Origin of the sequence: Chryseobacterium sp. RLHN22, from assembly GCF_051011795.1 — a bacterium.
Taxonomy (GTDB): Bacteria; Bacteroidota; Bacteroidia; order Flavobacteriales; family Weeksellaceae; genus Chryseobacterium; species Chryseobacterium zhengzhouense.
This window is the reverse complement of sequence record NZ_JBPCHW010000009.1, coordinates 32,215-49,047: the sequence shown is the minus strand read 5'-3', so window position 1 is coordinate 49,047 and position 16,833 is coordinate 32,215. Positions and strand designations below refer to the sequence as shown.

Sequence of the window (16,833 nt, the reverse complement as noted above, 5' to 3'; positions counted from 1 at the left end):
TTGAGCTTCCAGAGGGATTCGAACCCACGACCCCGAGATTACAAATCACGTGCTCTGGCCAACTGAGCTATGGAAGCAATTTAAATTTCTGAACTGAGGCTGAAAGAGAAAAGCTACTCTACGCTACATCAGTAATAAATAATATTGAGCGGAAGACGGGGGTCGAACCCGCGACATTCAGCTTGGAAGGCTGACGCTCTACCAACTGAGCTACTTCCGCAATTTTGTTTCCAAAATTATTGGTAAACGCTGTGCAAACTTAAAGAAAATCCTTTATTTATGCAACTTTTTATTAATATAAAATGTGGGGAGAGCAGGATTCGAACCTACGAAGCCGAAGCAACTGAGTTACAGTCAGTCCCATTTAGCCACTCTGGAATCTCCCCAGACATAATATATTAAATTGAGCTTCCAGAGGGATTCGAACCCACGACCCCGAGATTACAAATCACGTGCTCTGGCCAACTGAGCTATGGAAGCAATTTAAACAAAAAGAATTCAAAAGATCGCTGTTCCTTTTTTGCGTGTGCAAATATAGAACGGATTTTTTGAATTCTCAAACTTTTTAGAAAGTTTTTTTTGTTTTTTTATGAAGCTAATTCTTTTTTCTTGATTAACAGTTTCTTAGCAGTATCGACGCATTGGTCTAAACTTTCTTCAAAACTTGTGGTTGTTTTTTTCACTACGATATCGTCTCCCGGAACAACCAAAATAAGCTCGGTCGTTTTATTAGCTTTATCCGAATTGTTTTCTACTTTCAAAAAAACTTTGCACTCTTGAATTTTGTCATAAAACGTATCCAGCTTGTTTACTTTTTTGTCTACATGAGACTCTAATGGTTCGTGTGGAGTTAAGCCGATTGCTTGTACTGAAATCTTCATAATTCTTCTTTTTTAATTGCTCTTGGATGAGCCTGATTAAACACTTTTTTCAACTGTTCAATATTGGCATTGGTGTACACCTGTGTGCTTGCAAGACTTGAATGACCCAATATTTTTTTTACTTTCGATATCTCTGCCCCATTGTCTAAAACATGCGTCGCGAAGCTGTGTCTTAGAATATGAGGACTTCTTTTTTGTTTAGAAGTTACAAGACTAAGGTACTTATTAACTACTACATAGACAAATTTTTCTGTGAGTTTTTTTCCCTTTTTATTGACAAAAAAATACGCTTTAAAATCGTCTTGTGGTTTTCTTACCTTTATATAGTCTTTGAGCAGATTGCTCAGACTTTCGGAAATAGGAATATATCGTTCTTTATTGCCTTTACCTAAAATCTTCAGCTCATTTCCTTCTAAGTTTACACTTTCAAATATTAAGCCACAAAGCTCGGCTTTTCGGATTCCGGTTTGATACAGAGTTTCTACAATCGATTTTTCTAAAACATCTTCTACCCCATCAAAAACTTCAGTTTGCAAAACTCCCATCTCATCCTGAGAGATGGGAGTCTGCTTTTCAGGATAGAATTTTAATGAGGATATACTTTCCACAGGAGAAACTTTAATTTCACCCAGTTTTAAAAGAAACAGATAAAAACTGCGAAGCGTGGAGAGCTTCCGGTTGACGGTACGTTTTGAAATTCCGTTCTCGCTGAGTTCAATCACAAAGTTGCGGACTACTTTTTTATTGGCTTTAAACAAGTCTTCCGAACCTTCTGTCTTCCTATAGAAAGAATGAAAATCTTCCAAATCCCGGCGATAACTGGTAATTGTATGAGGCGAATATCTCTTTTCGAATTGTAAATAGTCTAAAAACTTGTCAACCATACTGTAAATATAAAACAAAAAACCACTTCTTAAATATAACTATTCAAGAAGTGGTTTAGTATGTGTTTAAGAAAATTTCTTAAGCTTGTTCTTCCTTGCTTAATCCTCTTTGCTTATAAGCCGCTTTCAATCTAGCTTGTCTAAGCGTTACAGAAGGCTTGATAAACTGCTGTCTAGCTCTAAGCTGACGAACTGTACCAGTTTTGTCAAATTTTCTTTTATATTTTTTTAATGCTCTGTCGATAGACTCTCCGTCTTTTACTGGAATTATTAACATATATTACATCTCATTTTGGATTGCAAAAGTAAATGTTTTTTATTAAACCACAAAAATATTTGCAATTAAATTTCAACATTTTACAATTTATGATTAGAATATTAATTTACTTTAAACAAAAAATTTTATCTTTGTATCACTATTCATGGGGTTGACTGGTTTCGACAGCAAGACCAATGGATAAGTAAGCATGCAGAGAACCGTAGCGCGATCTCTTAAATCCCTTGCTACAAAATTTTAACTGGCAACGAAGAGTTCGCTCTTGCAGCTTAATATCGAAGTATAGTAGATCAAGCGTTTCCCCGAAGACTTTAGTAAGGGAGCAAGATATCTCACAAATGCTCTGTTCTGCAGCGTTTGATCCTGGGATATAGGAATGCAGAAATAAGTCTCGTTTCTCTTCGCAACGAGATCGAAAACCTCAGAAGATAAGCTGGAAGTTGGGCGTCTGCTCTCTGCTTTCAGTCGAAAACCAATAGCAGAATAAGCATGTAGAAAGCTTATGTATTGCTTGTTTGGACGAGGGTTCGAATCCCTCCAACTCCACTTTTTAAGCTAAAGAGAATTTGTAAATTATTGAATTATAAATATTTACATTTTCTCTTTTTTGTTTTATCTACGAGATTGTTCCAAAATATTTTATAAAACAATTTTAATGTAGCGGTACGCCAACTACATTTCACAATATTAATTTATTTTAAACTCTACAATATTAGACCTTTAATCCAATTTTCTTCAGAGCAATTTTGGTCAAAAATATCTCATCAAAATGGATAAGAGATTCCACATTATTAAAACCCTGAAAAGCATTTTCCGTTTTATTGAAAGACAATTCCACACTATGATTATAGAAGGCAACAATCCTTATCACAGAGAAACCATTGTATGCAACATGAAAATCACCAAACAAACACTTCCCTTTTGCCTTTTGATAAATTTTATATTCATTTTGCTCTGCGTAATCAGCATCTTCATCAATAACCTGATTATGAGCAAGAGATTTCCAGCTTTCAAAGTTTTTAGGCTCTTTTAAAACATTCCCTGATCGGTCTACAGGAACAAACATATCTAAAGAAAGTGGCATCCTGAGAAATTTTGCATAATTATTCATGAGATTAAGTGTATGAAGATCTGCATATCCTTCATTTGAATAATATTCAATCACAAAATCTATCATGGGAACGAGCTTAAGAGCAGTGGTCGACATTATTTTAACCAATAAAAAATTTAATGCACAAATATATAAGTTTACTATTTTGCTTTCAGTAATGAATGCTATTTTAAAATCAATCAAAATAACCACAATACTCATTGGAGGCAATCATTTTATTCCTTTTTAATGTCACTTAAATTAGGAAAAAACAACAAACAAGGAAGCAAAAAAATATACAGATTATAAATCACTGATAACGAAATAAGTATCACAAAATACATCAAATAATAAATCCTCAGTCGACAAAAAAGAGTAAAAAAATGTTTTATCGTAAAGAATTTTATATATTTGCACCATCTAACAATTAAAAAAAATAATTTACTATGTCAGACATTGCATCAAGAGTAAAAGCTATCATCGCTGATAAGCTTGACGTTGAAGAAACAGAAGTAACTCCTGAGGCTAGCTTCACAAATGATTTAGGAGCAGACTCACTAGATACAGTTGAGTTAATCATGGAATTCGAAAAAGAATTTAACATTCAGATCCCTGATGACCAAGCTGAAAAAATTACTACTGTAGGACACGCTATCGCTTATATAGAAGAAGTAGTAAATAAATAATATTCTTCAACAAAGAAAATTTTAAAAGTTTATGGAATTAAAAAGAGTAGTTGTAACCGGGTTTGGCGCAATAACACCTGTCGGTAATAATGCGAATGAATACTGGGAAAGTCTTGTAAAAGGCAAGAGCGGAGCCGCTCCTATTACTCTTTTTGATGCCACAAACTTCAAGACCAAGTTTGCTTGCGAGGTGAAAAACTTCAATCCATTAGACCATTTCGATAAGAAGGAAGCTAAAAAAATGGATAGAAACACTCAATTAGGCTTGGTTGCTGCGAGAGAAGCAGTAAGTCATTCAAAAATCATGGAAGACAATGTTGACAAAAACAGAGTCGGAGTGATTTGGGGATCAGGAATTGGTGGTTTGGAGACTTTCGAAACCGAGGTTTTGGGCTGGGCAAATACAGACATCCCAAGATTTAATCCTTTCTTTATTCCTAAAATGATTGCGGACATTACACCAGGTCACATTTCTATCGAATATGGCTTCCACGGTCCCAATTATACTACAGTTTCTGCTTGTGCTTCATCAGCAAATGCCTTAATTGATTCCAAAATGCTCATTCAGCTTGGCAAAGCAGACGTAATCGTTTGTGGCGGGTCTGAAGCTGCCGTTACGGCAAGTGGTGTTGGAGGATTCAATGCAATGATGGCCCTTTCAACAAGAAATGATGATCCTACAACCGCATCAAGGCCTTTCGACAAAGACAGAGACGGATTTGTTTTAGGTGAAGGAGCAGGTTGTATCATCCTTGAAGAGTACGAACATGCTGTGAAGCGTGGTGCAACAATCTATGCAGAATTATTGGGCGGCGGTATGAGTGCAGATGCACATCACATGACAGCGCCACATCCTGAAGGTTTAGGAGCTTATCTGGTAATGAAAAATTGTTTGGAAGATGCAGGATTAACTACTGATGAAGTAGATCATATCAATATGCATGGTACTTCTACTCCATTAGGAGACATTGCAGAATCCAGCGCAATTTCAAAATTATTAGGCGAACACGCTTATGACATTCAGATTAATTCTACAAAATCAATGACGGGTCACCTTTTGGGAGCAGCCGGAGTTATTGAAGCTATTGCTGCTTTAGGAACTATTATTCATGGTATTGTTCCTCCTACCATCAACCATTTTACTGATGATGAGAACATCGACAGCAGACTGAATTTCACGTTCAATGAAGCTGTAAAAAAAGATGTGAAAGTAGCCATGAGTAATACCTTTGGATTTGGTGGGCACAATGCCTGCGTTCTGTTTAAGAAAATCTAATTATTACTGAATGGAGTTACAGAAATACTTTTCTAAATTCCTTCTCAAAAAAAGAAAAAGACAACTTACGGAAAGAGACTATTTTCTGACCACAGAACTAAATAAAATTTTAGGCACTGATGTTCAGAATATAAACTTTTACCGGGAAGCTTTTTCAATTAAAAATTCTTCTAAAAATCAGGAAAGTAATTACGAAAGGCTTGAATTTTTAGGAGATTCTGTTTTGGGTACAATTATTTCGTGCCATTTGTTTCAAACCTATCCTAAAGCGAATGAAGGATATATGACGCAGATGAAATCAAAGATTGTAAATAGGAAAAATCTTAATAAATTAGGAGAAGATTTAAAGCTTACCGATCTTTTACAAAAAAACAATCATGCTGTTGCCTTAGGCGAAAACATTTCAGGGAATCTCTTTGAAGCGTTAATTGGTGCAGTCTATTTAGATTTCCAATATGATACCTGCAAAAGAATTGTTTTGGAAAGATTGCTTACGCCGACAGAAATCAATAAGCTTGAAAACAAAATTGTAAGCTATAAAGGTCTTTTACTGGAATGGAGCCAGAAAAAGAAACTGAATATAAAATACGAAACCTGCGAAGAAATTCAGGTAAACAAATCAATCGTATTCCGCTGTCATGTATGGCTTGGGAATGAAAAGATTTCAAATGCCACAGAAACTTCGAAGAAAAAAGCTGAAGAAAAAGCCGCTCAAAGAGCATTTTATATTTTAAATAAAAAAGAAAATATACTTGGAAATCCAAAAACTTTATGATCTTGACGATATAGAATTTGATGATATTACCATCGCATTGGTAAGATTGGCAAAACATATTCCTGATCATGAGTTTTTTTTCAAAATCAATCAGCATAACGATCTCAAATTTTCAAGAATAAAAGATCTGGTTTTTCACGGGATTTACTACGATTTTTATTTCCCAAGGTTTGAAGCTTATCACAAGCATACCAAGACATGTTTTACTTTTATCTCCAACAAATCTTCAGAAAGTAATCAAAAAAAATTACAAACTGAACTCTTCGCAGAAGAAGAAAACATTAAATTTTTATTAAATAATCATCCAGAAGTAGAATATATTCTGCATAGTTCGGAACAGTTTCCTGATTTTTCCGTAATTTTGCTGGCTGAAAATCTTGCATTTCCAATTCAGGATTACACATTGAGTTCCGAAGAAGAACTTTATCAAATAATACAGTATTATGAATAAGTATTTAAAGAAGACAAAAATTATCGCAACACTTGGGCCTGCTTCATCTTCGAAGGAGGTTATGTTAGGATTGATGAGAGCGGGTGTTGACGTTTTTAGAATCAATTTTTCCCACGCAGATTACGACTTAGTTCGTTCAAATATCGAAATCATCAGAGACCTGAATAAGGAATATGGTTATTCAGTAAGTATTTTAGGAGATTTACAGGGTCCGAAATTAAGAGTTGGCGTTGTAAAAGAAGGTTCTTACCTTAATCCCGGAGATATTCTTACGTTTACTAATGAAAAAATCGAAGGAGATTCTACGAAAGTTTATATGACGTATCAGCAGTTTCCTCAGGATGTGAAAGTTGGGGAAAGAATCCTTATTGATGATGGTAAGCTTGTTCTTGAAGTTCTGGAAACAAACAATATAGATACCGTAAAAGCTAAAACGATTCAGGGTGGACCGCTGAGTTCTAAAAAAGGGGTAAACCTTCCGAACACAAACGTTTCTCTTCCTGCTTTAACGGAAAAAGATATTCAGGACGCTAACTTCATGATGGATATGGAAGTGGATTGGATTGCCCTTTCATTCGTACGTCACGCACAGGATATTATTGATTTGAAAGAATTAATTGCTAAACATCCAAACGGTAAGTTTAAAACTCCGATTATCGCTAAAATCGAAAAACCTGAAGGGGTAAAAAATATCGACGAAATCTTATTGGAATGTGATGGATTGATGGTTGCTCGTGGTGACCTTGGTGTAGAAGTTCCAATGGAGGAAGTTCCTGCGATTCAGAAAAATCTGGTGGAAAGAGCAAGATTCTTCTCAAAACCTGTTATCATTGCTACTCAGATGATGGAAACAATGATCAGCAGCTTAACGCCAACAAGAGCGGAAGTAAATGACGTTGCCAACTCTGTATTGGACGGAGCTGATGCGGTAATGCTTTCAGGAGAAACTTCAGTAGGTAGATATCCGGTTCAGGTGGTTGAAAATATGGCGAAAATTGTGAAGAATATTGAAATGACCAATTTCTATCAGCACAAAAACGAACCTATCGAAAAAGATTATAACTGTATTGACGAGCGTTTCATTACAAACAGAGTTTGTCTTGCAGCGGTAAGAATTGCAAAAAGTACAAATGTTGCTGCCATCGTTACGTTGACGAGCTCTGGGTACACTGCATTCCAGTTATCGGCTCACAGACCGAATTCTCACATCATTGTTTTCAGTGGAAATAAGAGAGTAATTACGATGCTGAATTTACTTTGGGGAGTTCGTGCTTATTATTATGACATGAATAAACCAACTGATGAAACGATCATTCAGGTAAATATGTTGACGCACAATCACGGTTATATCGAGACAGGTGATTTCGTTATCAACATTAATGCAACACCGTCTTACGAAGGTGGAAAAACAAATACATTGAGATTAACGACGATTTAATAGTTGTCTTTGATATAAATGAAAACTCCCGATTGAGTCGGGAGTTTTTTATGTTACTTTCCTAAAACCGTTTTAGCTGTCACAAACTCTTTTAAAGCCAATAAAGAAAGCTCAGTTCCATAACCGGAAGATTTTGTACCTCCAAATGGAAAACGTGGATCAGAACTCGTCATTCTGTTAATGTTTACCGTTCCGGATTCTAAATTATCAATAAAAAACTGCTGACGTTCTTTATTTTTAGTCCAGACTGAATTGGATAAACCAAAAGGAATATTGTTCGCAATTTCCAAAGCATCATCATCGTTTTCAGCAATCATAATCATCCCTAAAGGTCCAAATAACTCTTCCTGCAAAATAGGATTTTCTTCTTCCACTCTAATTAATCCTGGATTAAATTCATTAGCTGAAATTCTTTCCAATGGAATAATCGCTTCGGCTCCATGATCTAAAGCTTTCTGATATTGTTTCTCCAAATCATCCGCCAAATCAGGTCTTGCCATTCCGCCCAGTTTAGTCTCTTTTAGTTTAGGATTACCTGGAACATATTTTTTGTATTCTTCAATAAATTTCGGAAGAAAATCAAACTCAACATCTCTTTGGATAATAAATCTTTTAGCAGCCACACAGGTTTGTCCGCAATTTTGTAGTCTTGCTAAAGCTCCCACTTTTGCAGCTTCATTCAAATCGGCATCATCCAGAACGATGAAAGCATCGCTTCCCCCTAATTCAAGCAAAGATTTTTTAATATTTTTTCCGGCGGTTGCAGCAACTTCAGCTCCTGCTTTTTCGCTTCCGGTAAGACTTACTCCCTTGATGATTGTATGTTCTAATATTTCCTGAACTTCTTTATGTCCGATTTCAAGATTCTGAAAAACACCTTCAGGAAAACCTGCTTCAACGAAAACTTTTTCAATCGCATTTCCGCTTCCGAAACAAATGGAAGCATGTTTTAAAACAACTGTATTTCCAGCCAGAATTGCAGGAGTTGCAAATCTTAAAACCTGCCAAAAAGGAAAATTCCAAGGCATTACCCCAAGAATTACGCCTTTCGGAACATAATGAATTTCTGAAATTTGATATTCTGATTCTATTTTTTCGGGACTTAAAATATTTTCTGCTTCGGCATAATAATTCATCATTAAAGCACATTTCTCAACTTCAGAAACAGCCTGAGAAATGGGTTTATTCATTTCATCGGTAATGATTTCGCCAAAGGTTTCAGATTGAGATTTAAAAATTTCTGCAGCTTTTGCAATGAGTTTCTGCTTTTCTTCAAACGGAACTTTCTTCCATTCCTGAAAAGCCTGGTCAGCTTTTAACAGCTTGTTTTCTATTAAATTTTCCATGTTAAATTTTCCATTTTTAAAGATTCAGAACAAATCTTCTGCTTTTGGATAAAGCATTTTTAAGGCAACAAATACTGTTCCTTATACCGTATATGATTACTGATAAATTCTATGAATTTTATTTATTATAGCTAAAAGAAGTTTACATTTATTGGAAAAACGCAAAGGCGCAATATTTGATAAAATTCTCTGTTTTTAAGACGCAAGGAGAAAATCAAAGATTTTCTTTTATAATGCTGATGATTAATTTTATCGAAGATAAAATCCTTGCGCCTTAAAACCTACTATAATTAAATAATTTTGCGCCTTTGCGAAAAACTAATCATAAAATTCATACTTATTAATTTTTAAACAGGTTCTTAATCAAAAAAATATTTCTCGGAGATTAAGCTGATTGAGCAGATTTTCAATTCAATAAATCTGCATAATCTGTTCAATCAGCGAGAGACAAATTCTTACTAAATCATAAACCATTCATTCGCCAAACTCGCCGCCAATCTCGCCGTATGATCCTGAATATCAAAATGCGGATTGACTTCTGCTATATCTAAAGCAACCAGTTTTTCGTTTTTAAGAATATGTCTGTATAAATGCATAAAAGCAGCGTCCGCAAAAATCCCGTTATAAGCTGAAGCCGAAACTCCAGGAGCAATCGAAGCATTGAAAACATCCATACAAATTGTCATATAAAGAACGTCAACCGAATCTGCCAATTCGTTTACTCGCTCATAAACCGACGGAAGGTTTTCAAAAAACAATTCATCGGCAAGAATATATTTCATTCCAAACTGATGTGCGGTATCAAAAAGTTTCAACGTATTAGAGTTTCTCTGAATTCCGATATGCAACGAATTGATTTCTCCTTCCTGAGCAATCTGCCAAAAACCTGTCCCAGAGCTTGCTCCTACTCCATTTTCGGGCTGTCTGTTATCAAAATGAGCATCAAAATTAATAATTCCAATTTTCAGTTCAGGAAAAGCTGTTCTTACTCCACGGTAATGACCAAATGTGACTTCATGGCCACCGCCAAGAACCAAAGACTTTCCGCCTTTCAATAAAACTTTGGAAACATTTTTTGCCAATTCATTCTGCGTATTTTCAAGATTTGCATCTTCACAAATAATATTTCCAAAATCAAGAAGAGAAAAATCGGGACGAATTACAGGGAAATTCGACATATTTTTTCGGATCATATCCGGAGCATCTTTTGCACCTTGTCTTCCTTTATTTCTGCGAACCCCTTCATCAACGGCAAATCCGTGTAAAACGAAATCGTTCGTTGAAATCGCATCGTAATTTTTTTCTTCTTTTACCCTCTGAAATATTCTGTGATAAAGTAATTCTTCACCATCCAATCTTCCTTGCCAAATCATTTTAATTAATTTTGGTTTACATTATAGCGTTCAAAACTTTGCCAATATTTATCTTTATAAATCTCAAGAGACATTTTATATTCCGGATAATCTTTAATTATTTTCTGTAAAACTTTTGAAGGTTTTCTAAAGTCCTTGCTTGCAAAATAGATTTCTCTGATGTTATCTGCGCTTTCTCTTCCAATGTAGACACTTCCGCCTTCATTTTTAAGATTTTCATAGGCTTTATCTTCTATCTTAGCTAATTTTTCGTAGTCTTTATTCTCTGGAAGTCCGTTGTTTTCGTTTCCGTCATATTCAATCTTTAGTACTGAAATCCAGGGATAAGAAGCTTTAGCATCAAAATTTAGTGCCGTGGTATTGACCGTGGCAATTAAAGGCAATCCATTATTTAGAACGGCTTCCAAAACCGTATAAGCATCCTCATCACCAAATTCCTTTACATTTTTATATTTCTCAATAAATTCTCTTTCTCTCCATGACAGAAAATCTTTCAGCTTAGAAATGGGAACAAGCTCTTTTTCAGCATCATCTTTACCAATTACGTTAAAAGTATCGATTTGCGTAGCAAAATTAAGTTCGCCTAAAAAATTATCAAGGAAAACACAAACGCCGGTCACACAATTACTTTTATTTTCCTCATTTAAGCCATCATAAACGAAAGTAATATCAATTTCATCGGGATAACCGTCAATTTCATTCGAATAAAAAGAAATATTGTTCTTCGAAAAATCTCGGTCATCCATTTTTATTCCATGGTCGATATTCATTTCCGGCTTTAGCGCAGTAAACTTCCATCGGTCAAGCTTCGGAGCTTCTGCGATAAGTTCTTCTGCAAAAACAATATTTTTAATATCCCCATCTGCTGTAATAATCAATTCAGCAACTGAATCAGTACTCATTCCGCAAAGAAAATAATATCCATCATTCAGCTGTTTAAGTTTCGGAGCTAATACATCAAAGAAATCAGTTTCGATAGTATCGTGGCTTTTTATTACATTAAAAAAGTCTTTCTCCTTCGTTAAAAACCAATCCCAAAAATCATTGTAGGTTTTGATTTCTGTTTCCTTGCTTTCTTCTTTCTTGCCAAAAACTTTATCGAAAATTCCCATATTATTTTATTTTGTTTCCATCAATATACACATTTTCGGCTTTCATACTACCCTGATTATAAAGAACATTCTGGAAATTATTCGTTTTAAAGCTAACAAAATCTGCTTTTAATCCTTCAGCTAGTCTTCCTCTGTCTTCCAAACCAAGTGCAAAGGCTGAACGGAAAGTCATTCCCGCTAAAACTTCTGCTGTTGTCAGTTTTTCAAATGTTGCTAAAATTGAAGCTTGTGTGATTAAATTTCCCATCGGTGCAGATCCCGGATTCCAATCGCTTGCAATGGCTACAATAGCTCCTGCGTCTAATAATTTTCTTGCCGGAGTAAATTTTTCACCCAATCCTAAGCTTGCGCCTGGTAAAGCCGTTGCTACTGTATCCGATTTTGCTAGAAACTCAATATCTTCATCAATCGTAGCTTCTAAATGGTCAGCAGATTTTGCGCCCACCTCAACGGCAATTCTTGAACTTCCCGGTGTAAATTGATCTGCATGAACCGTAATTTCAAAACCTAAATCTTTAGTTTTAAGTAAAAATTTTTTACTTTCTTCAGGCTGAAATGCGGATTTTTCAATGAAAATATCAACTCGATTTGCCAGGCTTTCTTCCTTTACTTTTGGTAAAATTTCAGTTAAAATATATTGTAAATATTCTTCATTGCTTCCTTCAAAATCTCTAGGCTTCAAATGCGCAGAAAGACAGGTCGGAACCAAAGTCGCTTTTGTCTGTTCCTGAGCTTTTTTGATGATTCGAAGCATTTTCAATTCATTTTCCACATCTAATCCGTAGCCGCTTTTTACTTCAATTGTTGTAATTCCTAAAGAAATTAAAAAATCAATTCTTTCTAATAAAGTTTTCAACAATTCATCCTCCGAAGCATTTCTTGTATGCTGAACCGTACTCCAAATCCCTCCTCCACTTTCTGCAATTTCAAGATAAGTTTTTCCTGCATTACGCATCGCAAAATCATTCGCACGGTTTCCACCAAAACAAATATGCGTGTGAGAATCCACGAAAGCAGGGAGAACAATTTGTTCGCCTTCAACAGCTTCGATTTCTATATTTTGATTTTCGGATTTTAATGTTTCATAGTTTCCGACTTTTTGAATTTTATTATCATTGATTAAAATTCCGCCGTCAACAATAATTTCAAGTTGCTCATCAGAAAGCTTTCCTCTTAACGGAAGATTGGCAAGGGTTACGACCTGCTTGAAAGGACCTATAAGTTTCATTTATTTAGTTTGAAGCTGAAGTTTAGATATAAATAATATTATAGCTTTTTTAAAATTTCACTTTGCCCAGATTCCTGCGGAATGACAAACTACAAATTCTTTTTGTTATTCCGTAGGAATCTCTACATCGTTATAAGCTGAACAATTTTTATCTTTAAAATTTTCTCTCTCAAAAATACTTAAAATATCCGTTGTTCTCAAATCTTAATTTTTCATCAAATCAACCTTACTCTTAACCTCAATTTTCCTATCTTTACCGTAAATGAAATTGAATTAATGCCCGATTTTTTACATCCAGACAAAGACAATTATTCCCGTGAAGAGCTTGCGCAGGAAGAACAAATTCGTCCGCAGAGCTTTAAAGATTTTGCGGGACAAAGGAAAACGTTGGAAAATCTTGAGGTTTTTGTAACGGCTGCCAAAAGACGTGGCGGCGCTCTTGATCATGTTCTTTTACACGGTCCTCCGGGTCTTGGAAAAACAACTTTAGCCAATATCATTGCGAATGAATTAGGGGTTAACTGCAAAATTACTTCAGGTCCTGTATTGGACAAACCCGGAAGTTTAGCTGGTTTATTAACCAATCTTGAGGAAAACGACGTTCTTTTCATTGATGAAATTCACAGACTTTCGCCTGTTGTGGAAGAATATCTGTATTCTGCAATGGAAGATTATAAAATCGATATCATGCTGGAAACCGGTCCGAATGCAAGAAGTGTTCAGATTGGTTTGAATCCATTTACATTAGTTGGCGCAACCACAAGAAGCGGAATGTTAACCAAACCGATGCTGGCAAGATTCGGAATTCAGAGCAGATTGGAATATTATACGATTGAATTGTTGTCGATGATTATTATCCGAAGCGCAAGAGTTTTGGGTGTGAAAATCTATGAAGACGCAGCGATTGAAATTGCAAGAAGAAGCCGTGGAACGCCAAGAATTGCGAATGCGCTTTTGAGAAGAGTTCGTGATTTTGCTGAGATCAAAGGAAATGGCGAAATTGAAATCAACATTACAAAATACGCACTTGATTCATTAAATGTAGACGAATTTGGTTTGGACGAAATGGACAACAAGATCATGCGAGTAATGATTGAAAACTTTAAAGGAAAACCAGTCGGAATTTCTGCTTTGGCAACATCGATTGCAGAAAATCCTGAAACATTGGAAGAAGTGTATGAACCGTTTTTGATTCAGGAAGGGTTTATCATCAGAACACCTAGAGGACGTGAAGTAACAGAAAAAGCGTATAAACATTTGAATATTGCTATTCCTAGAAATCCGGGAGAACTATTTTAGTTTAGGGTTTTTATGTTGATGTTTAAAGTTTTTTAACCGCAAAAGTCACAAAAGATTTTAACACTTTATAGTTCTTTAAGTTTAAATAAAAGTGAATAAAAGAACACACAAGTTTTGAAAATCTTTGATTTTCGTTTTTGTGAACTTTCTATTTTAAGATTTTAAGCTAAATTGATCTTTTGTGACTTTTGTGGTAAAATAAAACGTAAAAAATTTATGTTTATACCTAAATTATATAAAAGTGAAGATTATCATCTGATGAAAGAAATCATCCGGGAGAATTCTTTTGCTTTATTAATTTCTTCTGTGGATAAAATTCGGGCGACGCATTCTATGATGATGCTGAATGAAGATGATCCGGAAAATGTTTATATTGAAACTCATATTTCAAGAGCCAATCCGCAAGCGAATATCTTGAAATATGGGGATGAAGTTCTTTGTGATTTTTTAGGAGCGCACACCTATATTTCCAGCAGTTGGTACGATCACATCAATGTTTCAACATGGAATTATGAAGCTGTTCAGATCTACGGAAAAGTTGAGTTGATGAATGATGATGAATTGTACAATCATTTAGATAAATTAACTTCGAAATACGAAAACTTTCAACAATGTCCGATGATGGTGAAAGATATGGGAAAGGAATTTGTGGAAAAAGAAATGAAAGGTGCTTTTGGACTGAAAATTATTCCGACTGAGATTTTTATTAAACAGAAATTATCTCAAAACAGAAAGGAGAATGATTTTCAAAACATTATTTCAAATCTTGAAAATGGCGATGAAAACGGAAAACGAATTGCTGAAAAAATGAAACTATTGAAAAAATAGTATTATTTTTTACCACAAAAGTTACAAAAGATGTTAGTTTTGAAAAACCAGTTCTTCAAAAAGTCATAAAAGCAAATTTTATTTTAAAATTCTCTTGCCTCGTGTCTTTTAACATTAAGAAATTAAGATTTAAAGTTCTATACTTAAAAAAACTTATTAAAATCAATTTATTGATTCTTAAATTCAAACAATAAAAAAATCTTAAATCCTTAATGTTTAAAATAAAGAATAAACTTTGTTTATTTAGATTAAGAAAATTAATAACAAATAAATACATTATAAAAACTTACTATTATATGAAATTATATCCAATACAATGTGGAAAATTTAAACTGGATGGCGGCGCCATGTTCGGAGTCGTCCCAAAGAGTCTGTGGGAAAAAACCAATCCTGCAGACGAAAAAAATCTAATTGAACTGGGAACACGCTCCCTTCTTGTGGAGGACGGAAAAAAATTAATCCTGATTGATTGCGGTCTTGGAAACAAACAGGATGATAAATTTTTCGGTCACTACTCGCTTTGGGGAGACGATAATTTAGACAAAAACTTAAAAAAATACGGTTTTGTAAGAGAAGATATCACTGATGTTTTCTTAACGCACCTTCACTTCGATCACTGCGGTGGCGCAATTGAATGGAATGATGACAAAACAGGTTACAGACCGGCATTCAAAAATGCACAGTTCTGGACAAATGAAAACCACTGGCAATGGGCAACAGAGCCAAACGCAAGAGAAAAAGCAAGTTTCTTAAAGGAAAATATTTTTCCTATTGAGGAAAGCGGACAATTAAACTTTTTGCCACTCCCGACAACTGGAAATTATGGTTTTGCTCCGGATCTGAAAATGGATGTCATTTTCGTTGACGGGCACACCGAAAAACAGATGCTTCCGGTCATTCAATATCAGGAAAAAACAATTGTTTTTGCAGCCGATTTGATTCCGACAGTCGGACATATTCCTCAGGTTTATGTAATGGGGTATGATACCCGACCGCTTTTAACGCTGGAAGAAAAAGGAAAATTTTTGAAGCAATGTGTGGATAACGAATATTTACTGTTCTTTGAGCATGATGCTCACAACGAACTGGCAAGTCTTAAAATGACCGAAAAAGGAGTGAGACTGGATGAGACGTTTAGCTTTAATGATGTTTTTGGATATTAATTTTTAACTATGGAAGAATTACATTCAGAAACTCAGAAATTAGAACCTGACCCATTATCTGGTCCTAAAATTATTGGTTTAACAGGCGGAATCGGTTCCGGAAAAAGTACTGTTGCTAAATTTATCGAAGAATTCGGATTTCCGGTTTATTATTCGGATGACAGAGCAAAGGATATTGTAAATGACAACGATGATTTAAAGCTAAAAATCAAAGAACTTTTAGGCGACGAGGCTTATGATGAAAATGGACTTTACAACAGAAAATTCGTAGCTGAAAAGGTTTTTAACAACAAAGATCTATTGCAAAGCCTAAATGAAATTATTCATCCTGCTGTCCGGATTGATTTTGAAGATTGGGTGAAAAGACAAACAAAGTATCTCGTTTTTAAAGAAACGGCTTTGTTGTTTGAATTAAAACTAAATCTCCAATGTTATCGTTCAGTTTTGGTTACTGCAGAAGATAATTTCAGAATTAAAAGAGTAATGGATCGCGACGGGAAAACTTACAGAGAAGTACAGGCCGTTATGGCAAAGCAAATGCCGGAAAAAGAAAAAATAAAACTTGCAGACTGCGTCATCTATAACAATACTAATTTTGAAGACCTAAAAGAGCAGACCGAAAAAATCATCTTTGATATAGAATAGTAAAAACTCCCGTTGAATAAATCAACGGGAGTTTTTGATGGCATTCTAAAAATAACCTAAAAAAATAAGCTCTCATTTCTG

At 34.9% G+C, this 16,833-nt stretch carries 17 protein-coding genes, 4 tRNA genes and 1 other RNA gene; 10 read left to right on the top strand and 12 right to left on the bottom strand.

The annotated features are described in order from the left end of the window. Nucleotides 1-3: 3 nt before the first annotated feature. From ACR1PN_RS10950 to rpsU, 7 genes are all read right to left on the bottom strand, one after another. Nucleotides 4-77, bottom strand: a tRNA-Thr gene (locus ACR1PN_RS10950). Nucleotides 78-147: 70 nt separating this feature from the next. Beyond that, nucleotides 148-220, bottom strand: a tRNA-Gly gene (locus tag ACR1PN_RS10945). A gap of 85 nt (nucleotides 221-305) precedes the next feature. Continuing rightward, nucleotides 306-386 (bottom strand) — tRNA-Tyr (locus ACR1PN_RS10940). 20 nt (nucleotides 387-406) lie between these two features. Continuing rightward, nucleotides 407-480, bottom strand: a tRNA-Thr gene (locus tag ACR1PN_RS10935). A gap of 107 nt (nucleotides 481-587) precedes the next feature. Continuing rightward, nucleotides 588-881, bottom strand: coding sequence for an HPF/RaiA family ribosome-associated protein (locus ACR1PN_RS10930; protein ID WP_378180864.1), 294 nt, complete (start codon nucleotides 879-881; stop codon nucleotides 588-590). Further along, nucleotides 878-1,765, bottom strand: a complete 888-nt coding sequence (locus ACR1PN_RS10925) for a tyrosine-type recombinase/integrase (RefSeq protein ID WP_433980065.1) — start codon at nucleotides 1,763-1,765, stop codon at nucleotides 878-880. Before ACR1PN_RS10925 ends, ACR1PN_RS10930 begins: the two co-directional genes overlap by 4 nt. 79 nt (nucleotides 1,766-1,844) lie before the next feature. Beyond that, entirely contained in the window at nucleotides 1,845-2,042 is a 198-nt protein-coding gene (gene rpsU, locus ACR1PN_RS10920) for a 30S ribosomal protein S21 (RefSeq protein WP_034679125.1), read from the bottom strand. A 147-nt stretch (nucleotides 2,043-2,189) separates the two neighbouring features. Here rpsU and ssrA point away from each other — a divergent pair. Next, nucleotides 2,190-2,591: a transfer-messenger RNA gene (ssrA, locus tag ACR1PN_RS10915) on the top strand. Between the two features lie 163 nt (nucleotides 2,592-2,754). Here the strand turns inward: ssrA and ACR1PN_RS10910 are convergent. Then, nucleotides 2,755-3,249 (bottom strand): hypothetical protein, encoded by a 495-nt coding sequence (locus ACR1PN_RS10910; protein ID WP_433980064.1) that lies wholly within the window; start codon nucleotides 3,247-3,249, stop codon nucleotides 2,755-2,757. A 329-nt stretch (nucleotides 3,250-3,578) separates the two neighbouring features. Here ACR1PN_RS10910 and ACR1PN_RS10905 point away from each other — a divergent pair, with 329 nt between their 5' ends. From ACR1PN_RS10905 to pyk, 5 genes are read left to right on the top strand one after another with little or no spacing between them, the layout of a single operon-like run. Beyond that, nucleotides 3,579-3,818, top strand: coding sequence for an acyl carrier protein (locus tag ACR1PN_RS10905; protein ID WP_002976354.1), 240 nt, complete (start codon nucleotides 3,579-3,581; stop codon nucleotides 3,816-3,818). Between the two features lie 31 nt (nucleotides 3,819-3,849). Continuing rightward, on the top strand, nucleotides 3,850-5,094 hold the full coding sequence (gene fabF / locus ACR1PN_RS10900; RefSeq protein ID WP_378180873.1) for a beta-ketoacyl-ACP synthase II: 1,245 nt from the start codon (nucleotides 3,850-3,852) through the stop codon (nucleotides 5,092-5,094). A 10-nt stretch (nucleotides 5,095-5,104) separates the two neighbouring features. After that, nucleotides 5,105-5,869 carry a ribonuclease III gene (rnc, locus tag ACR1PN_RS10895; protein ID WP_378180876.1) on the top strand — a complete coding sequence of 255 codons (765 nt, stop codon included), beginning with the start codon at nucleotides 5,105-5,107 and terminating at the stop codon, nucleotides 5,867-5,869. Next, complete coding sequence (locus ACR1PN_RS10890) at nucleotides 5,847-6,320, top strand: IPExxxVDY family protein (RefSeq protein ID WP_378180879.1); 474 nt, start codon at nucleotides 5,847-5,849, stop codon at nucleotides 6,318-6,320. Before rnc ends, ACR1PN_RS10890 begins: the two co-directional genes overlap by 23 nt. Further along, entirely contained in the window at nucleotides 6,313-7,758 is a 1,446-nt protein-coding gene (gene pyk, locus ACR1PN_RS10885; RefSeq protein WP_378180882.1) for a pyruvate kinase, read from the top strand. The genes ACR1PN_RS10890 and pyk overlap by 8 nt, the downstream gene beginning before the upstream one ends. Nucleotides 7,759-7,811: 53 nt before the next feature. Here pyk and ACR1PN_RS10880 read toward each other — a convergent pair whose 3' ends face one another. The 4 genes from ACR1PN_RS10880 to hutI all read right to left on the bottom strand — a co-directional run bounded on the left by ACR1PN_RS10880 (nucleotide 7,812) and on the right by hutI (nucleotide 12,817). Then, nucleotides 7,812-9,104 (bottom strand): aldehyde dehydrogenase family protein, encoded by a 1,293-nt coding sequence (locus tag ACR1PN_RS10880; RefSeq protein ID WP_433980063.1) that lies wholly within the window; start codon nucleotides 9,102-9,104, stop codon nucleotides 7,812-7,814. A gap of 458 nt (nucleotides 9,105-9,562) precedes the next feature. After that, nucleotides 9,563-10,483 carry a formimidoylglutamase gene (hutG, locus tag ACR1PN_RS10875; protein ID WP_433980136.1) on the bottom strand — a complete coding sequence of 307 codons (921 nt, stop codon included), beginning with the start codon at nucleotides 10,481-10,483 and terminating at the stop codon, nucleotides 9,563-9,565. Then, nucleotides 10,483-11,589 carry a DUF695 domain-containing protein gene (locus tag ACR1PN_RS10870; RefSeq protein WP_433980062.1) on the bottom strand — a complete coding sequence of 369 codons (1,107 nt, stop codon included), beginning with the start codon at nucleotides 11,587-11,589 and terminating at the stop codon, nucleotides 10,483-10,485. The genes hutG and ACR1PN_RS10870 overlap by 1 nt, the downstream gene beginning before the upstream one ends. A 1-nt stretch (nucleotide 11,590) precedes the next feature. Further along, nucleotides 11,591-12,817: an imidazolonepropionase gene (gene hutI, locus ACR1PN_RS10865; RefSeq protein ID WP_433980061.1), complete on the bottom strand. Its 1,227-nt coding sequence runs from the start codon at nucleotides 12,815-12,817 to the stop codon at nucleotides 11,591-11,593. A gap of 276 nt (nucleotides 12,818-13,093) precedes the next feature. Between hutI and ruvB the strand changes: the two genes are divergently transcribed. The 4 genes from ruvB (at nucleotide 13,094) to coaE (ending at nucleotide 16,752) form a co-directional block, all read left to right on the top strand. Further along, nucleotides 13,094-14,116 (top strand): Holliday junction branch migration DNA helicase RuvB, encoded by a 1,023-nt coding sequence (ruvB, locus tag ACR1PN_RS10860; RefSeq protein ID WP_072955631.1) that lies wholly within the window; start codon nucleotides 13,094-13,096, stop codon nucleotides 14,114-14,116. A gap of 216 nt (nucleotides 14,117-14,332) precedes the next feature. Continuing rightward, nucleotides 14,333-14,944, top strand: a complete 612-nt coding sequence (locus tag ACR1PN_RS10855) for an FMN-binding negative transcriptional regulator (protein WP_433980060.1) — start codon at nucleotides 14,333-14,335, stop codon at nucleotides 14,942-14,944. A gap of 296 nt (nucleotides 14,945-15,240) precedes the next feature. Further along, a complete protein-coding gene (locus ACR1PN_RS10850; protein WP_433980059.1) occupies nucleotides 15,241-16,107 on the top strand; it encodes an MBL fold metallo-hydrolase in 867 nt (288 codons plus the stop codon). Nucleotides 16,108-16,116: 9 nt separating this feature from the next. After that, nucleotides 16,117-16,752, top strand: coding sequence for a dephospho-CoA kinase (gene coaE / locus ACR1PN_RS10845; RefSeq protein ID WP_378180926.1), 636 nt, complete (start codon nucleotides 16,117-16,119; stop codon nucleotides 16,750-16,752). Nucleotides 16,753-16,833 lie beyond the last annotated feature (81 nt).